The sequence below is a fragment of the Streptomyces auratus genome (assembly GCF_050433025.1).
GTDB classification, from domain to species: Bacteria; Actinomycetota; Actinomycetes; order Streptomycetales; family Streptomycetaceae; genus Streptomyces; species Streptomyces sioyaensis.
In genome coordinates this window covers 178,143-193,622 of sequence record NZ_JBNGCB010000001.1, presented here as the reverse complement: position 1 = coordinate 193,622, position 15,480 = coordinate 178,143, and the positions used below count along the sequence as shown (strand labels likewise).

The 15,480-nt window shown below is 69.3% G+C and carries 14 protein-coding genes and 1 pseudogene; 9 read left to right on the top strand and 6 right to left on the bottom strand.

Annotated features, from left to right (window positions below):
- The first annotated feature begins 67 nt into the window (after positions 1-67).
- The 4 genes from BKA18_RS00835 to BKA18_RS00820 all read left to right on the top strand — a co-directional run bounded on the left by BKA18_RS00835 (position 68) and on the right by BKA18_RS00820 (position 2,506).
- Positions 68-439: a hypothetical protein gene (locus BKA18_RS00835; RefSeq protein ID WP_366043641.1), complete on the top strand. Its 372-nt coding sequence runs from the start codon at positions 68-70 to the stop codon at positions 437-439.
- Positions 436-1,419, top strand: coding sequence for a 1-phosphofructokinase family hexose kinase (locus tag BKA18_RS00830; protein WP_366043640.1), 984 nt, complete (start codon positions 436-438; stop codon positions 1,417-1,419). The genes BKA18_RS00835 and BKA18_RS00830 overlap by 4 nt, the downstream gene beginning before the upstream one ends.
- Complete coding sequence (locus BKA18_RS00825; RefSeq protein ID WP_366043639.1) at positions 1,416-1,691, top strand: BON domain-containing protein; 276 nt, start codon at positions 1,416-1,418, stop codon at positions 1,689-1,691. Before BKA18_RS00830 ends, BKA18_RS00825 begins: the two co-directional genes overlap by 4 nt.
- 332 nt (positions 1,692-2,023) lie before the next feature.
- A complete protein-coding gene (locus BKA18_RS00820; protein ID WP_366043638.1) occupies positions 2,024-2,506 on the top strand; it encodes an Hsp20/alpha crystallin family protein in 483 nt (160 codons plus the stop codon).
- A gap of 249 nt (positions 2,507-2,755) precedes the next feature.
- On the opposite strand, the gene ftsH is transcribed toward BKA18_RS00820, so the two are convergent.
- Entirely contained in the window at positions 2,756-4,702 is a 1,947-nt protein-coding gene (ftsH, locus tag BKA18_RS00815; RefSeq protein ID WP_366043637.1) for an ATP-dependent zinc metalloprotease FtsH, read from the bottom strand.
- 328 nt (positions 4,703-5,030) lie between these two features.
- Here ftsH and BKA18_RS00810 point away from each other — a divergent pair, with 328 nt between their 5' ends.
- Positions 5,031-5,450, top strand: a complete 420-nt coding sequence (locus BKA18_RS00810) for a CBS domain-containing protein (protein ID WP_366043636.1) — start codon at positions 5,031-5,033, stop codon at positions 5,448-5,450.
- A 452-nt stretch (positions 5,451-5,902) separates the two neighbouring features.
- Here the strand turns inward: BKA18_RS00810 and BKA18_RS00805 are convergent, their stop codons facing one another.
- Together BKA18_RS00805 and BKA18_RS00800 are read right to left on the bottom strand one after the other, a co-directional pair.
- Positions 5,903-6,349, bottom strand: a complete 447-nt coding sequence (locus BKA18_RS00805) for an ATP-binding protein (RefSeq protein WP_366043635.1) — start codon at positions 6,347-6,349, stop codon at positions 5,903-5,905.
- Positions 6,350-6,509: 160 nt separating this feature from the next.
- A pseudogene (locus tag BKA18_RS00800) lies at positions 6,510-6,596 on the bottom strand (universal stress protein); the annotation flags it as partial.
- A 271-nt stretch (positions 6,597-6,867) separates the two neighbouring features.
- Here BKA18_RS00800 and BKA18_RS00795 point away from each other — a divergent pair.
- The 3 genes from BKA18_RS00795 to BKA18_RS00785 all read left to right on the top strand — a co-directional run bounded on the left by BKA18_RS00795 (position 6,868) and on the right by BKA18_RS00785 (position 11,074).
- Positions 6,868-7,560, top strand: a complete 693-nt coding sequence (locus BKA18_RS00795; RefSeq protein WP_366043634.1) for a CBS domain-containing protein — start codon at positions 6,868-6,870, stop codon at positions 7,558-7,560.
- Between the two features lie 169 nt (positions 7,561-7,729).
- A complete protein-coding gene (locus BKA18_RS00790; protein ID WP_366043633.1) occupies positions 7,730-10,426 on the top strand; it encodes a bifunctional acetate--CoA ligase family protein/GNAT family N-acetyltransferase in 2,697 nt (898 codons plus the stop codon).
- A gap of 57 nt (positions 10,427-10,483) precedes the next feature.
- The gene (locus BKA18_RS00785) at positions 10,484-11,074 is read left to right on the top strand and encodes a CBS domain-containing protein (RefSeq protein WP_366043632.1); all 591 of its coding nucleotides are present in this window, start codon (positions 10,484-10,486) and stop codon (positions 11,072-11,074) included.
- A gap of 72 nt (positions 11,075-11,146) precedes the next feature.
- Here BKA18_RS00785 and BKA18_RS00780 read toward each other — a convergent pair whose 3' ends face one another.
- Positions 11,147-11,722, bottom strand: coding sequence for an Rv1733c family protein (locus BKA18_RS00780; RefSeq protein WP_429638361.1), 576 nt, complete (start codon positions 11,720-11,722; stop codon positions 11,147-11,149).
- A gap of 173 nt (positions 11,723-11,895) precedes the next feature.
- Entirely contained in the window at positions 11,896-13,605 is a 1,710-nt protein-coding gene (locus BKA18_RS00775) for a sensor histidine kinase (RefSeq protein ID WP_429638359.1), read from the bottom strand.
- Positions 13,606-13,888: 283 nt separating this feature from the next.
- Between BKA18_RS00775 and BKA18_RS00770 the strand changes: the two genes are divergently transcribed.
- Positions 13,889-14,782, top strand: a complete 894-nt coding sequence (locus BKA18_RS00770) for a universal stress protein (RefSeq protein ID WP_366043629.1) — start codon at positions 13,889-13,891, stop codon at positions 14,780-14,782.
- 121 nt (positions 14,783-14,903) lie between these two features.
- On the opposite strand, the gene BKA18_RS00765 is transcribed toward BKA18_RS00770, so the two are convergent.
- Positions 14,904-15,410, bottom strand: coding sequence for a hydrogenase maturation protease (locus tag BKA18_RS00765; protein ID WP_366043628.1), 507 nt, complete (start codon positions 15,408-15,410; stop codon positions 14,904-14,906).
- Between the last annotated feature and the right edge of the window lie 70 nt (positions 15,411-15,480).

The following is a 15,480-nucleotide window of genomic DNA, read 5'->3' as shown; positions in this document are numbered from 1 at the left end:
CGCGACCGAGGCCCCGGGGGTCGGACCGCTTCGTCAGCAGTTCGGCCAAGAACGTGGGGAGCGAACCATGGCCGCCCGGATTGCCGTCAACGGGCTCGGCTGCATCGGCCGCTCGGCGCCGACCGAGTATGCCTTCGACGTGGCCGGCATCGTCTGCGTGACCGCACGGAAGACGACCGAAGCGGAGGGGGCCAACGAGATCTTCCGGCAAAAGGCCGCACGTGGCCGCTACCAGGACGGCCTGGGTGCCGTGGCCAAATTCCTGGTACCCAGCGGCATCGTGGCGTGTCCGCGAGCATCCGCCGTCGGGTTCACGCTGACCACCGTTGCCGACGACCTGCCGGCGGTCACAGCCGGGTACGACAATGAGCGGGCCCGCGTTCAGCAGATGGTCCGCCAGGCAGTGGCCATACCGGGCGAGGCGGCAGCTCCGCGATGAGCACGGCAGCACCGGATCCCGCCACGGCCGGGCCAGTTCTCACCCTGACGATGAACCCCACCGTCGACATCTGCTGGGATGTCGACCACCTTGCCGACATCGGCAAGAACCGCGCTCGGGTCAGGTCTGTGGCCGGCGGGGGCGGGGGAATCAACGTCGCCCGCGGTGTGGCGCGATGCGGAGGACGGGCAACCGCCGTCCACACCGCCGGCCGCGAGGTCGGCTGCCGCCTGAACAGGTTGCTGGACGAAGAGGGCATCGACCACATCGCCGTCGACATCGATGGTGAGACCCGCGAAGCACTCGTGCTGTTCGAGACCGGGTCGCGCCGCAGTCATCACATCGTCCCGCCCGGCCCGCACCTCGACGACCAGGAGGGACGACGCTGCCTGGACGTGCTGGGGCAGGCGATCGGCACCAGCAGGTACGTCGTAGCCAGCGGCAGCCTGCCCAGCGGCCTGCCTGACGACTTCTATACGGCCGTCGCCCGCCGGGTCAAAGCGGCCGGATCCCGGCTGGTGCTGGACACGTCGGGTCCGGCGCTGCGGCAGGCGCTGTCAGAAGGCGTCTTTCTGCTCAGGTGCAACCGCACAGAGGCCGCCGATCTCCTCGGCCGGACCGTACGCAGCTTCGACGATGCCGTGGCCGTCAACGAACAACTGCTCACCACGGGGGCCGCCGAGATCGCCATCACCACGATCGGGGACCTGGGCGCGCTCTGCTCGACCCGTCACGGCCACACCGAACTGCATGCACCGCCGATGCCCGGGGAGCTGCTCAGCGACGCCGGTGCCGGAGACAGCATGGTGGCCGCGCTCACCGTACGGCTGACCGCAGGGGACGATCCGGTCAGTGCCTGCGCGCTGGGGGTGGCCGTGGCCGCCGCGTCGGTGCTCACCCCCGGCACCGAGCCCTTCGACCGTGGGCTGGCCGAGTCCCTCTGCCCCGACGTAGGGATCACGTTCCGAACCAGCTCGTGAATGACAACGCCCGACGCCTTTCCGCCGTACCGATCCACCTCCCGTCGCTACGTGAGACGACCTGCGCATCGGCCGCAGAACATCTGCAGGCCACTGTCAGCAACGGCGTCATCACGCTGCATGGGCGGGTTCGGGACACTCCATGCATCCCGGTGGCTGCGTGCCTGGTGCGAGCTGTCGAGGGCGTGGTGGACGTGGAATTCGATGTGACCGGCCCGGATGCCGCACGGGCGGGGCCCACGGCGGCGGACTGGTCGGGAGAAGCGCGGTGAGGAGGATGGCACATCCCCTGGCCTCAGGATGGAGGGTTCGGCTCTGCCCTCCGGGGTGCTGGAGTGGGCGATCGTCCTGGTCGGCACCGGCATCTCGATGCCGTGGCGTCGAGCCTGCGCCTCCAGTGGGTACCCGAGCCGCTCGGTGGCCTGCTGCCATTCAGTCACTCCGGTATCACGCGGGGTGTTCCGGACGCTCCGCGTGCACAAAACGCTGGGGTGACCACTCCAGGGACCACGCGGCGGGAGCGTCGGGTCTGAGTCGCCGAGTAACGTCCGCGCGCGCACCATGGAACGCATCCGAGCGCACTCGATTCGCGGAGGTGACCGCGATGAACATGCCCGTTCGACACCGGCCCGGTAGCCTGCTGGAAGGTGCTGTGCCCTCCCTGAGCTGGGGTGGTCCCCTCACCTCGGAGATCGATGAACTGTTCCAGCGAATGGAGCACCTGCTGGAGTCCGCCGGTGCCGCGCCCTCGTTGGGCGCAGGGACACACTTGGCGCCACTGGCGGATATGCACGAGACGGATGACGCCTACATCATCGAGGCGGAGCTGCCCGGTGTGCAGCGTGACGACATCGATGTCGAGGTCAGCGGCCAGGGGTTGCACATCTCCGGCGAGTACAAGCAAAGCGAGCGCGAAGGCGTATTGCGCCGCTCCACCCGCCGGACAGGCAGCTTCGAATACCGGGCCCTCCTACCCGCCGATGTGAAAGCCGAGGAGGTCACGGCGAGCCTGGCGGACGGTGTACTGACCGTCACAGTCCCCAAAACACAGGCCACAACGCCACGGCACATCGACATCACGACCTGAGACTGCCGACGAAACACCGTATGGGGCGGGCGCCTTGGGGCGTCCGCCCCGTAACGCGAAGGACCGTCCGCGTGTGACCATCCTCGATCCGTGCGGAGGGACGATGCCAGGGCCGACAGGCCCGCATCGAGGCAACAGGCAGGCCGGGCCCCGCGGCAGCACCCTCTCGCACCACACGGCGCGGTGTGCCGAGCATGCGGCCCGCACCATCTGCGAGCTGCCGCGAAGTCGGCGCGGTCACCGAGCGTCTCACCACGGCGACTTGTTGCCGCCCGTCGCGGTGGCGTCGTCATCAGCGGTTGGCTGCTGTCGTAGTACGTCCAGGACGATGGAACCGGCGATGGTTTCATGGATGATGAGCCGGTTTGCGAGGTCGTCGAGTGCCGTGCGGTGTTGGCGCAGCAGGGCCACGGCGCGTTCCTCGGCCTGCCGGACGAGGCGGGTGGTTTCCTCATCGACGATGCGCTGGGTGTGCTCGGAGTACGGCCGCTGCAGGGCTGCTTCGGGGGGCTCTTCGCCGAGGCGTTGAGGGGTGCCTGAGGCGTAGCCGACCGGGCCGAGGGCGGGGGACAGGCCGAAATCGCGGACCATGCGGCCGGCGATCTGGGTGGCGCCGGCCAGGTCGTCGGCGGCGCCGGTCGAGCCCTCGCCGAAGGCGACGAGTTCGGCGGCCCGGCCGCCGAGCCGGACGGTCAGCAGATCGTTCAGATAGCCCTCACTGTAGAGGTGGCGTTCGGCTTCGGGGAGCTGCTCGGTGGCGCCCAGGGTCGGTCCGGAGGGCAGGATGGTCACCTTCGCGACCGGGTCGGCGTGCTCGCACAGAGCCGCGACGAGGGCATGCCCGGACTCGTGGACGGCGACCGCATGGCGTTCTTCGGGAAGCAGGGCGTTGGAGGTTTCCCGCCGACCGAGCAGCACCCGGTCGCGGGCGGAGTCCAGATCCTGGGCGGAGATGACGGTGCCGCCCGCGCGGACTGCGTGGATGGCTGCCTCGTTGACGAGGTTCGCGAGATCGGCTCCGGAGAAGCCGGGCGTGGCTCGCGCCACGACGTCCCAGTCGACGTCGGGTGCAAGTGTCTTGCCGTGGGCGTGGACGATCAGGATCGCCGCTCGCTCGGCCTGGTTCGGCAGCGGGACGGTCACATGCCGGTCGAAGCGTCCGGGCCTCAGGAGCGCCGTGTCGAGGGCTTCGGGCCGGTTGGTCGCGGCGAGCACCACGATGCCGCTGCTCTGGTCGAAGCCGTCCATCTCGGCCAGGAGCTGGTTGAGGGTCTGCTCGCGTTCGTCGTTACCGCCCAGGCGCACCCCGCCGCGGCGGCTGCCGACGGCGTCGATCTCGTCGATGAAGATGATCGAGGGAGCACGTTTGCGTGCGTCGGCGAAGAGGTCGCGGACCCGGGAGGCGCCGACCCCGACGAACATCTCCACAAACGCCGATCCGGTCACTGACAGAAAGGGGACCTCGGCCTCGCCGGCGACGGCGCGTGCGAGCAGCGTCTTGCCGGTGCCCGGTGGCCCGACCATGAGCACTCCGCGTGGTCCCTTGGCTCCGGCCGCCGCGTACCGCTCCGGGTGGCGCAGGAAGTCGACGACCTCGCTGATCTCCTGCTTGGCGCCCTCGTATCCGGCGATGTCGACGAAGCGGGTGGTCGGCCGCTCGGCCTCGATGATCTTGGCCCGGGATCGTCCGATACCGCTCAGTCCCCCGGACAGCGTGCGGGCGGCCTTCCGCCCGGTCCACAGGAACAGCGCACCGAGAAGGACCAGCGGCAGGACGAATGCCAGCAGCGTCCCCAGGCCGCTCCCGCCGCCGCTGTGGGAGGCGGTGATATCCACTTTCTCGGATCGCAATTGTTGCTCAAGGCTACTGTTATCCAGTGCGGTGGGGATCTGGGTGGTGAATTTCCGTCCGTCTTTGAGGGTTCCGTCGACAGCTCCCTTGTCGTCGATGTCGACCGTCTTGACCTGGCCCGTGTTCACCTTGCCGAGGAATTGGCTGTACGAAACGGACACCCCTGGCGAGGGCTGGGAGCGCATCAGGAGGACCAGGAACACGATCACCAGAATGACGGGCAGCAGCCACGGCCGCCAAGTGGGGCTCGGTTGCGAAGCCGGCGGCTTGGGCGGCTCGCGTGGCGGCCCCGGTTTGACCGATCGCGTCGGATGCCGACCCGGTAGGCGGACTGCTGTGATCATTGGATGGCTCCTAGACGAGACCTCCCACGACGCGGCTCTTCCGCCGGACGGCCGATGCCGGCCACCGCGGGCGTCTCCCTTCCACGCTATTCCCGTGACCTGCAGCGCGAAATGCGGCAGCACGGGTCCGGCACCGCTCGCCCCGCGGGCGAGGCCGGACATATCGCAGTCAAGGGGACGCCGCAGCCGCCCGACCGAAGCCGGCCCATTCGACCCATTTCCTGCACGGTCCGCACTCCGCAGACTGATTCCAGGCCCCACGGGGCGGCGCATGAGGGCACATAGCCCGTGCCCGCCCCCACCGGACGAACTTGAGGGAGTCACCGCCATGACCACCGCACGCGACATCATGCACAGGGGTGCCACCTGTGTTCAGGAGACCGAGACCCTGGTGGACGCGGCACGTCGGATGCGCGAGCTCGATGTGGGCGCACTGCCCCTCTGCGGCCCCGACGACCGTCTGCACGGGATCATCACCGACCGCGACATCGTCCTCAAATGCCTCGCCAAGGGCAAGGACCCGCACACGATGACCGCTGGTGAACTCGCTCAGGGCAAACCCGTCACCATCGGTGCCGACGCCGGGGCGGAACAGGTCCTGAAAGCCATGGAGGAACACCGGATCCGGCGGCTGCCGGTCATCGACGACCACCGGCTGGTCGGCATGATCAGCGAAGCCGACCTTGCGCGGCACCTGGGAGAAAAGAAGGTCGGGCACTTCGTCGAAACCATCTGTGCGACCGCTTGACCGCTTGAACGCGTGACGGCCGGTCACTCGCCGTGGTAGAGCCTGTCGACGTCGACCAGGAGAACCTCGCCCCGGGCTTCCGCAGCCCGCAGTACCGCTACGTCCACATCGAGCCGGCTGGACCCCACAGGGCCGGAGGACAGCGCCGCGCACGGCCGACTCGGGGTCCCCTTCGAAGGTGCCAGGACCGGCGTATGCGGTGGCCCAGCCCCGGCAGATCTGGGCAAAGCGGGGGGCTGCCACGGCGGAGTCGAACGTGGCGCAGGCGTGTTGCCACACGGTGGCCGTGTCGCCCTGCTCGATCGCGGCGCGATGGGGCCAGGCGACGGCATGCTCGAAGGCCAGCAGCGGCTCGGCGATGCGGTAGCGGGTCAGTGCGGGCCGGAACGCGTCCGGCTCTGCGTGCAACAGCCCACGGTTCTGCAGTACGGCCAGGACGTGGGAGACGTCGGTCAGCTGGGCTCCGAAGCGTTCGGCGATCTCACCGGGCGTGGAGCGGCCTGCTGCGATCGCGACCAGCGCGGAATGGGACAGCGCCCGGTCCGGGGGTTGAGGACGGTTCTGCACACCCATGCGTCGAAGTCACGCGGGCCGGTAGGGGCGTCGTCGCACACAAGGTCCCCCCGATAGGCGGGAGTGCCGCCCACGACGGCATGTACCTGCACGGCAAGCCGTGGGGATCGAATGCCCCAGAAGCGCGCCGCTTCGCGGAAGTCGAACGGCCGCACCAGGAGTTCCAGCGAGGCGAGCCGGTGCAGCGACGACGGGCCGGAGAAGAGCCTCCGCTCGGGGTACCCGAGGAACTGTCGGTACGTCACCGGGGCGAGCCGGGCGATGAGTCCGGAGCGGTATCGGATCAGGTCGGGGCTGGCGAGTTCGTCGTTCCCGAACCGTCGCATTTCGGGCTGGGCGATGTGCTCTTCACGGCATGCCCGGCGCGTTGCAGTTGCCTGGCCGGGCCTGTGGGAAGTCCTCGTCGGCCGCTGTCTTGATGAGCTCCTTGAAGTGGTCGACGACGAGGGGGAGTTCGCGGGCATCCGGACGGCGTGCCAATTCCGTCCTGAGCTGCGCCTCCCGCGCTCCCCAGTCGGCGGCGGCCAGGCCCGCAGGTGATCCGTCCACACCGACGGTCACGGGGCGCGTCATCGCGTACCTCCGGGGGAGCGGAAGCATCCTTGCCTCTCCACGCTGCGCGGAGTGCGCGGCCGAGGGGATGGGCCGCAGGGCCTCATCACGGGCCGACCGGCCCAACGGGTGGCGCGGACGGAGTGCGCGTGGGATGGCGTACTGCGTCGAACCCAACGTTGACGATCAGCAGACGAAGGGGCCGGACGGCCCCTGCCCGGCACGGACGGCCACGCGCAAGCTGAAGGTGTCGTAGCGGCCGCGCGACGGCAGTCCGTACCGAGGAGGCGTCATGGAGCACACCCCGTGCACGGTCAGCGATGTGATGACTCAGACGGTGGTGGCTATCGGTCAGGAGGCGCGTTTCAAGGAGATCGTCGAGACGATGGAGCAGTGGAAAGTCAGCGCCCTGCCTGTGCTTGTGGGGGAGGGGCGGGTGGTCGGCGTGGTCTCGGAGGCCGATTTGCTGCTCAAGGAGGAGTTCCGGGAAGCGAACCCCGACCGGATGGAACAGCTGCGGCGGTCGGACGAGGTGCGCAAGGCCGGCGCCCTGACGGCGGGGGAGCTGATGACTGCGCCCGCCCTCACGGTGCAAGCCGGCGACTCCCTCGCGCAGGCGGCGCGGACCATGGCGTACAAGTCCGTGAAGCGGCTTCCCGTCGTCGACAGCGAGGGAATGCTGCAGGGGATCGTCAGTCGCTCGGACCTGCTGAAGGTCTTTCTCCGGTCCGACGAGGACCTGGCAGCGGAGGTACGTGCGGAGGTCGTGAACCGGCTGTTCTCCGATTCCGCAGAGGAGATGTCGGTCAGCGTCACCGATGGGGTGGTCACGCTCAGCGGCCAGATCCGCAACAAGTCGCTCCTCTCCGTGGCGGCACGGCTGGTGCGGGCGGTCGAGGGGGTCGTGGATGTGACGTTCGACCTCAAAGGAGCGGATCCCGAACGGACAGGGCCGGTGGTGGGCCGCCACTTCGAGCATCCGTAGGGGCCCGTCACGGGGGGAGGAGGAGCTGCACGACGCGCGGCCGGCACACAGAGTCGTCGGGAGAGCGTCGGTCCCTCAGGGCGGCACCGGACGGCACCGGACGGTCCTCGGGCCGATGGCCCACGAGGACGGATCGTAAGAGGGAGAGGCCGTGAGGAGTGGAACCGCCATGACGGACACAGCCTCCGGTGCGCGAGAGGTCTGTGCACTGCTGTCCGACGGAAGTACGGTCCGGCTCCGTCCGGCGCGCCCGGACGACCGTGGACCGGTGCTTCGGCTCTACGGTGACATGTCCGCGGACAGTCTGCGCAGCCGATTCTTCGTGGTGAGCCGCCGCTCCGGCGAGCAGGCCGCCGACCGGCTCTGCGCGCCCCCAGAAGCCGGCCACCGCACGCTGGTGGCGATACAGGGGGACCGGCTCATCGGCGTCGCCGAGTACGAGCTCGGCGACGACGCCACCTCCGCCGAGATCGCCCTGGCGGTCGCCGACGACTTCCACCGCCGAGGCGTCGGCACTCTGCTGCTGGAGCACCTCGTCCACATCGCCCGCGAGAACGGCGTTTCCGCCTTCACCGCCGATGTGCTCGCCGACAACCACCTCATCCATAAGGTCTTCGCCGACCTCGGCCTGCGCGTCACACGTCAGTACGACGGACCCACGGTACGCGAGGTCATCCGGCTCGAACCGGACGAACGTTATCTGGCAGCGGTGGACAACCGGGGCCGCACCGCCGGCACCGCGAGCTTGCAGCCACTTCTGCGTCCCCGCTCCCTCGCGGTGATCGGAGCCGGAACCCGATCGGGTTCGGCCGGCCGGGCCGTACTGCACAACCTGCGTGAGGCCCACTTCAACGGGTCGCTCTACGCAGTGAACCCGCACGCGCACGCCGTGCTGCGCATCCCCGCCCACGCATCCGTCACCGACCTTCCTCACCCGCCCGACCTCGCCGTCATCGCGACACCGGCTGCCGCTGTCTGCGACACGGTGGTCCAGTGCGGCAAGGCCGGAGTCAGAGCGCTGGTGGTCCTGGCATCCGGTCTGGACGACGGCGCGATCGCGGAGCTGACCGAGGCATGCCGCCACTGGGGTATGCGGATGGTCGGCCCCAACTGTCTGGGCATTGCCAACACGGAGAAGTCCGTTCGCATGGACGCGACCTTCGCCGTGACGAAGCCGGTGCCGGGTACCGCGGGGGTCGCGGTGCAGTCCGGCGGAGTGGGCATCGCGCTTCTCGACGGGCTCTCCCGCCTGGGTATCGGCATTTCCAGCTTCGTCTCGCTCGGTGACAAACGCGATGTCAGCAGCAATGATCTTCTGCAGTGGTGGGAGGGCGACGGCAGGACCGAACTGGCGCTGCTGCACCTGGAGTCGTTCGGGAACCCTCGGGCCTTCTCCCGTACGGCGCGGCGTGTTGCCCGCCGTATGCCGGTGCTCACGGTCGATGCCGGGCGCTCGGAAGCAGGCCGTCGTGCTGCCGCCTCGCACACGGCAGCAGCGGCAACCCCCACCATGACCCGCCGGGCACTGTTCACCCAGGCCGGCCTGACCGCCACCCGCACCCTTGGTGAGCTGCTGGACACCGTGGCGCTGCTGCACTCCCAGCCGCTTCCTGCGGGCGGGCGGGTCGCCGTGGTCTCGAACGCCGGGGGCGCCGGAGTGCTGGCCGCGGATGCCTGCGTGGATGCGGGACTGACCGTCCCCGAGTTGCCGTCGGACCTCGGGGGGAAGCTGCTGGCCCTGTTGCCGGCAGGTGCCAGTGCCGGAAATCCGGTCGACACCACACCGGAAGTGAGCGCGCAGGAATTGAGCGAGTGCGTAGGCCGGCTTGCGCGCTCCGGAGCGGCGGACGCCGTCCTGGTTGCACTGGTGCCGACCGCTTTGAACGCGGCTGTCGGTGCCGATCTCGTCACTGCGGCGACATCAGCGCCGAAGGGGCGTGCCGGCGTACCGCTTGTTGCGGCGCTGCTCGATCAGCCGGAGCGCGTCCGCTTGCTGCGCACGGAAGACGGGCCGGCGGTGCCCTCATACAGCGAACCGCAGTCGGCGGCCCAGGCCCTGTTCCATGCCGCTGAACGGGCACGCTGGCTGGCCAGGCCACCGGGCAGGTGCGTGGAGCCGGCAGGCATCGACGGGCCGGGTGCACATGCCCTCGTGGAAGCATTTCTCGCGCGGGATCCGGCCGGCGGCTGGCTGGATGTGCGAGAGACCGCACGGCTCCTCGGCTGCTACGGCATCCCCCGGCTGCCGCAGGCATGCGTCACCACTGAGCGGGAGGCTGTCGATGCTGCCGCACGCCTGGCGGGGCCCGATGGTGCGGCGGTGCTCAAGGCACAGGGACCCGGGCTCCTTCACAAGAGCGAGCAGGGCGCCGTCCTCCTGGAACTGCGCGGGGAGTCTCAAGTGCTGGCCGCCTACCGTGATCTGACCCGCCGCCTCGGCACCGCGATGACCGAAGTTCTGGTCCAGCCGATGGCTGCCCGTGGTGCGGAGTTGCTGGCCGGCGTCGTCCAGGACGAAGTATTCGGAGCGCTGCTCCTCTTCGGCCTCGGCGGGACCATCAGCGAGCTGCTCGCCGACCACGCCGCGCGCCTTGCCCCGCTCACCGACACCGATGTCCACGAACTCATCACCGCACCCCGGTACGCGCCCCTGCTGTTCGGCTACCGGGGCAGCGGCCCAGCCGACATCGCGGCCTTGGAGGACCTGCTGGCACGCCTCTCCCGGATGGCGGACGACCTGCCCGAGCTTGCCGAGGCGGAATGCAACCCGGTGATCGCCAGGCCGGATGGCATCACTGTCGTCGACGCCCGGGTGCGCCTGCTGCCGCGCCATGCGCGTGACCCCTACCTGCGCCGGCTTCCGTGAGGCCGGGCACGAGCCGAGAGAGGGCAGGAGATGAAGCGCCGACAGGTGGGAAGCGTCATGACCGGGGATGTCGTCCGCGTGCGCAGCGGGACATCCGCCCAAGAAATGGTGCGATTGCTGGCGGAGTACGACATCAGCGGCCTGCCCGTGGTGGATGGCGATGACAAAGTGATCGGCGTGGTCTCCGCGACGGACCTGGAGCCCGAGGGGCGCAGGACCGGCAGTGGCGCCAATCCCGATGCCGGCCAGTTGATGTCGGTTCCGGCTCGCACGGTCCGTGCCGATGACTCCGTTGTCCGTGCGGCCCGCCTCATGAGCACGAGCGGAATCGAGCGGCTCCCCGTGGTGGATGAGGAGGCACGGCTCGTCGGCATGATCACACGGCGCGATGTGCTGCAGATCTTCGCCCGTCCGGACTCCGCAATCCGCGACGAAGTGATGGACGAGATCGTGGTGCGGGCGTTGTGGCTGAGCCCGCGGAGCGTAGAAGTGTCGGTCCACGACGGTCTGGTGACCGTTGCGGGGAGTTTGGAGAGCAGCGGCCAGGTGGCCGTCGCCATACGGATGATGCGACAGGTGGACGGCGTCACTGCCGTGGTCAATCGCCTCACCTACCGGCGTGAGGCTCCTTACCAAAGGCCGGTGTAGCCCGTCGGCCGCCTCGCGGTCCCGCGACGCGGTGTGTCGCACCCTTCGCGCGACGCGGCAGCTCGTGGCAGCTCACCTCTGGGGGTGGTGCCACTGTGAGTCCGCCTCCGCCCATTCCTTCTCCCACTGCGCGTAGCGTCGGCGGTTCAGCAGGTGCGCGCCGGCCCGCTCCGCGCCGAGGAGCACCACTCCGGTGCCGGACGCCGCAACGGTTCCGATCGCGATGCTTTCGGCGAGGGAACCTTCCGGACTGACGGGGTTCCGCACCACGGAGCCGTGCCGGTCGAGCCGGACGGTGATCCGGTCGCCTGCCTTCACGCCCGGTGCCACGGCCGTCTCTCCGGTCCGGACCGTGCCGTCCGGGGCCGTCCATCGCACCGTGGTATGAGGTCTGCCACCCGCGCCGCCCAAGGGCTCTACACCGATGCTCGCGGGAGGATCTTTCGTCACCACCGCGGAGACGGTGTGCCACTGGCGGCTCTGCTGCTGTGATGCGTCGTCCACTGCGCTCCCGGCCACCGCGCCTGCAGCCGGAGCCAGCACGGCAATGAGTACCCCCGTGGTCACAATCATCCAGGATTCCGCCACGTCGGTGCTGCGTTTGAGGGGGCTGCGCTGCCAAGGCCAGCGGATCTTCGAGGGAGGCATCATGCACCTCTTTCTCCTGCTGTAGTCCGACCGTCGCATGCCCGGCGAAAAGAGGAGAGGGGCCGAACGGGCCCACCCGGAGGCTGTGCGGGTGCCACTGCGCGGCAGGTGTGGGGCCGTTCAGCCCCGGCACGGCGGCTGCATCAGAGCTGAGCAGTGCGGTACGGCGAGCGTCACCCCGAAGGAATGCGCAGCGGTACTCGCCACACCAGTCTTGTACCGCCCTCGGACGGTGACTCCAGGGTCATCTCACCGCCCAGGCTCTCCGCCCGCCTCGTGAGGTTGCGCAATCCGCTGTGCCGGCCGTCGCCCGCCGTGCCCACACCGTTGTCCTTCACCGTCAGTGTCAGGCCTCCGTCACGAACGACCAGTGCGACGTCCGCGGCGCTGGCGTGTGCATGCCGTGCGATGTTGCTCAACGCCTCGCCGAGCACGGCAGGTACATGCTCGGCGATCTCGGCCGACACATCTGTGTCGATGAGTCCCTCCATGTGGAGCGCCGGGGTGAAGCCCAGCGTGCGGGTTGCCTGCTCCACCACTGTGACTGTCCGGACCCGCAGGCCGTGGGCGGCCCGGCGGGTGTCGTGAGTGCGGAGCCCGAAGATGGTGGACCGGATGATCTTGATCGTCTCATCCAGATCATCTACGGCCCGCAACAGGCGTTCGCTGGCTTCCGGATGATCGACGAAACGAAGCGCACTTTGGAGCGTCATTCCTGTGGCGAAGAGACGTTGGATAGCCAGATCATGCAGGTCACGCGCAATGCGTTCGTGGTCCTTGAGCAGGGTCAGCTGCTCGGCGCCCTGGCGTTGATCAGCCATCTCCATGGCAAGGGCCGCCTGACCGGCAAAGGTCAGCAGCGGCTTGGCCTCCGGTTCGGTGAAGGGATCACGACCGCGGAGACGGGCCAGCAACAGCACGCCGCGCACCCGCTCGCCGGCGGCCATCGGAACGGCGACCGCGGGGCCGAGCCCGGCCCACCGGGGCGGGCCGGCGGTGATCCTGGGATCGTGCTCGACGTCGAGGCTGATCAAGGAGCTTCCGGCAGTGAGTGCCGCGCCGACGAATGATCCATGGCGGGGGAGGAGCAGACCGCGGTGTGCCTCGGCATCCACACCGATGGCGAGCGCCACCCGCAAGGTGTCGTCGTCCTCGGGCAGCGCCAGCACACCGAGGTCGGCGGAGAGGATGCGCACCGCGTGGTCCACGATCGTCTCCAGGACGTCGGCCACGCCCGCTCCGGTCAGCAGCCCCGCGACGATCTCGCCGTTGGCCGCCAGCCACCGCTGGCGGTAGCGGGCTTCCTCGTACAGTCGGGCATTCTCGATGGCCACACCGGCTGCCACCGCCAGCGTCGACAGCACGGTCTCGTCCTCGGCGTCGAATTCCCTGCCCCCGCGCTTCTCGGTGAGGTAGAGATTTCCGAAGACTTTGTCGCGCACCTTGACAGGTACCCCGAGAAACGACCGCATCGGTGGGTGATTCGGCGGGAATCCGTACGACGAGGGGTGTTCGCCCAGTTCGGCAAGGCGCAGCGGCACGGGATGGCGGATCAGCTCGCCCAGAATCCCGTGGCCCGCCGGCAGCTCGCCGATGGACTCGGCCTCCTCCTCGGTGATTCCTACCGTCAGGAACTGGGAGATGCGGGAGTCGTCGCCGAGCACGCCGAGCGCCCCGTATTCGGCGTCCACGAGCGCGGCCGCGGCCTCGACGATGCGGCGCAGCACCTGCGGCAGCTCCAGTCCCTTGCCCACGGACAGCACCGCTTCGAGGAGCGGACAGGGCAGTCCGCCCCCGCTCCGTTCCACCGTCTGGAGGCGTTCTTGCAACTCCTCCGGAAGCGCCACGACCTGCCTCTCCGTGGCTCCGAATCGGCCAGGCATCTCTTCACCCACCACGCCCTCCATGTGGCCGCCCAGGCAGTGCGGTCACACCACCCACGGTAGTGACCGCGGACGGATGAGCACCCTGAACGGTGGACTGTTCGGTCCCCTCGTAGCGCCCATCGGCTCATTGGCCGGAAGGCGGACCATGGAGCAATCTCGATCACACGGCATGTACGTGCCGCTCGCCGCCGGCGAACGTGGTACGTCTTCCCTCCGGTGCCCCGGCGTCAGGACCCGGTCAGGACGGTTTTCTCCGTCCGTTCCCGAAGGAAGGGCAGTCATGGAGCCGGAAATCATCACTGTCGGACTCGACGGCTCACCAGAAAGTCTGGCAGCTGCACAGTGGGCAGCCGACGAAGCCGACCGGCGGCACTTCGTGCTGCGGCTTCTCCATGCCTGGATACTGCTCGCCGCCGAAGCGGCGGACACACCGCCCGATCGCGATCAGAACGCCGGTGCACGACGGATCGTGCGCCAGGCCCTGGAAGTGGTGCGCGAACGCCATCCGCATCTGCAGATCATTGAGGATCTGGTGGGCTCCGAGGCCGAGCCCGCACTGCTGCGCGCTGCGGAGGAGTCGCGGATGGTCGTGCTGGGTTCGCGGGCTCTCGGCGTGTGGGAGAGCTTTGCGCTCGGCGATGTCAGCCTGGACGTCATGGGCCGGGCCGACGGGCCGGTCGTCCTGGTCCGGGCGAGCGACCGTGCACAACCGGATGCTGCTGAGTCCACGGGTACCCCCCATGGCGCAGCATCACGGATCGTCGTCGGCGTGAGCCTGAATGGACCCTGCGAACCGCTCCTCGCATTTGCTTTCGACGCCGCGGCGAGCCGTGGAATTCCGCTACAGGTGGTACACGGGCGTCCGCTCCCTGTGCAGGCCTATGCGCCCTGGGGTGTGGACCCGGAGGCCGCGGCGGAAGTCGCCAGGCAGGCGGACGGTGAGCTGCGGGACGTCATCCGTCCGTGGCGTGCCCGCTTCCCCGACGTTCCGGTGGAGCTGACCGTGCTGCCGGAGAGCGCGACCCGGGCCATTGTCCAGACGGCCCCGGAGGCCGGACTCCTGGCCGTCGGCCGTCGACGGCACCGACCGTTTCTCGCGCCGCGCGTCGGCCCGGTCGCGCACGCCGCCATCCACCACGTGACCTGCCCCGTGGCCATGGTCCCCCACGACTGAGTACGGCGTGCAGCAGTCCCGCGGCAGCACGGCAGGAAGGGGTTGGCCCCCCCCCGGGGAGGGCCCGACCGGCCCCGTTGAGGAGCCTGAGGCCAGGGCTTCCGGCCGCCAGACCCTCCGATCACTGTCCGGCAACAGCGCGGTGCATGATGTCCTCCTCAATGCGTTGGACGAGCGGTCCGACAGCGGCTGCGACCTGCGGTGACAGTCCAGAGCCAAGACTGATGTCGGCAACTTCGACGACGTAGACGAGCAGTTCTCCGGGCAGCCGGTCCAATGCCTGGGCGAGCCGGACGGTGGCGTCGAGCGCGAAGCCGTGCGAGCCCGTCTTCCCCCGGGATGTGCGTGGGATATCGCCCCCGAGCCGTAGCCTCTGCACGCGGCCGGGCCGGGCCGGGCGAGCGCGCGCGGCGTCCACGACGATGGCCAGGCGGACGTCTTCCCAGGCGCTGATCAGCCGCGTCGGATCGCCGTCGGTGCAGGTGAATCTGATGCCGTGCGGGAGCGGGTTTTGCTTCCTGCGTTGCGCGAGGTCGGCCACCACGGTCCAGCCCACGCCGTCGTCGCGACGGTAGGCATTGCCGACACCGATGACGGCGATCCGCGCAGCGGCGGCAGAAGTATCCATGGCGTGATCACTTCCCCGCCTTGGCCTGGCAGCTCCGGTGCAGCGGTGACGGGCTGCTGTCCGGGCCCGT

Bases quoted from the DNA above. Each gene is read 5' to 3' on its own strand.
- BKA18_RS00765 (WP_366043628.1), bottom strand. From the start codon at position 15,410: ATGGATACTTCTGCCGCCGCTGCGCGGATCGCCGTCATCGGTGTCGGC.
- BKA18_RS00795 (WP_366043634.1), top strand. From the start codon at position 6,868: ATGGAGCACACCCCGTGCACGGTCAGCGATGTGATGACTCAGACGGTG.
- BKA18_RS00835 (WP_366043641.1), top strand. From the start codon at position 68: ATGGCCGCCCGGATTGCCGTCAACGGGCTCGGCTGCATCGGCCGCTCG.
- BKA18_RS00820 (WP_366043638.1), top strand. From the start codon at position 2,024: ATGAACATGCCCGTTCGACACCGGCCCGGTAGCCTGCTGGAAGGTGCT.
- BKA18_RS00810 (WP_366043636.1), top strand. From the start codon at position 5,031: ATGACCACCGCACGCGACATCATGCACAGGGGTGCCACCTGTGTTCAG.
- ftsH (WP_366043637.1), bottom strand. From the start codon at position 4,702: ATGATCACAGCAGTCCGCCTACCGGGTCGGCATCCGACGCGATCGGTC.
- BKA18_RS00785 (WP_366043632.1), top strand. From the start codon at position 10,484: ATGACCGGGGATGTCGTCCGCGTGCGCAGCGGGACATCCGCCCAAGAA.
- BKA18_RS00770 (WP_366043629.1), top strand. From the start codon at position 13,889: ATGGAGCCGGAAATCATCACTGTCGGACTCGACGGCTCACCAGAAAGT.
- BKA18_RS00775 (WP_429638359.1), bottom strand. From the start codon at position 13,605: ATGCCTGGCCGATTCGGAGCCACGGAGAGGCAGGTCGTGGCGCTTCCG.
- BKA18_RS00780 (WP_429638361.1), bottom strand. From the start codon at position 11,722: ATGCCTCCCTCGAAGATCCGCTGGCCTTGGCAGCGCAGCCCCCTCAAA.
- BKA18_RS00805 (WP_366043635.1), bottom strand. From the start codon at position 6,349: ATGCGACGGTTCGGGAACGACGAACTCGCCAGCCCCGACCTGATCCGA.
- BKA18_RS00830 (WP_366043640.1), top strand. From the start codon at position 436: ATGAGCACGGCAGCACCGGATCCCGCCACGGCCGGGCCAGTTCTCACC.
- BKA18_RS00790 (WP_366043633.1), top strand. From the start codon at position 7,730: ATGACGGACACAGCCTCCGGTGCGCGAGAGGTCTGTGCACTGCTGTCC.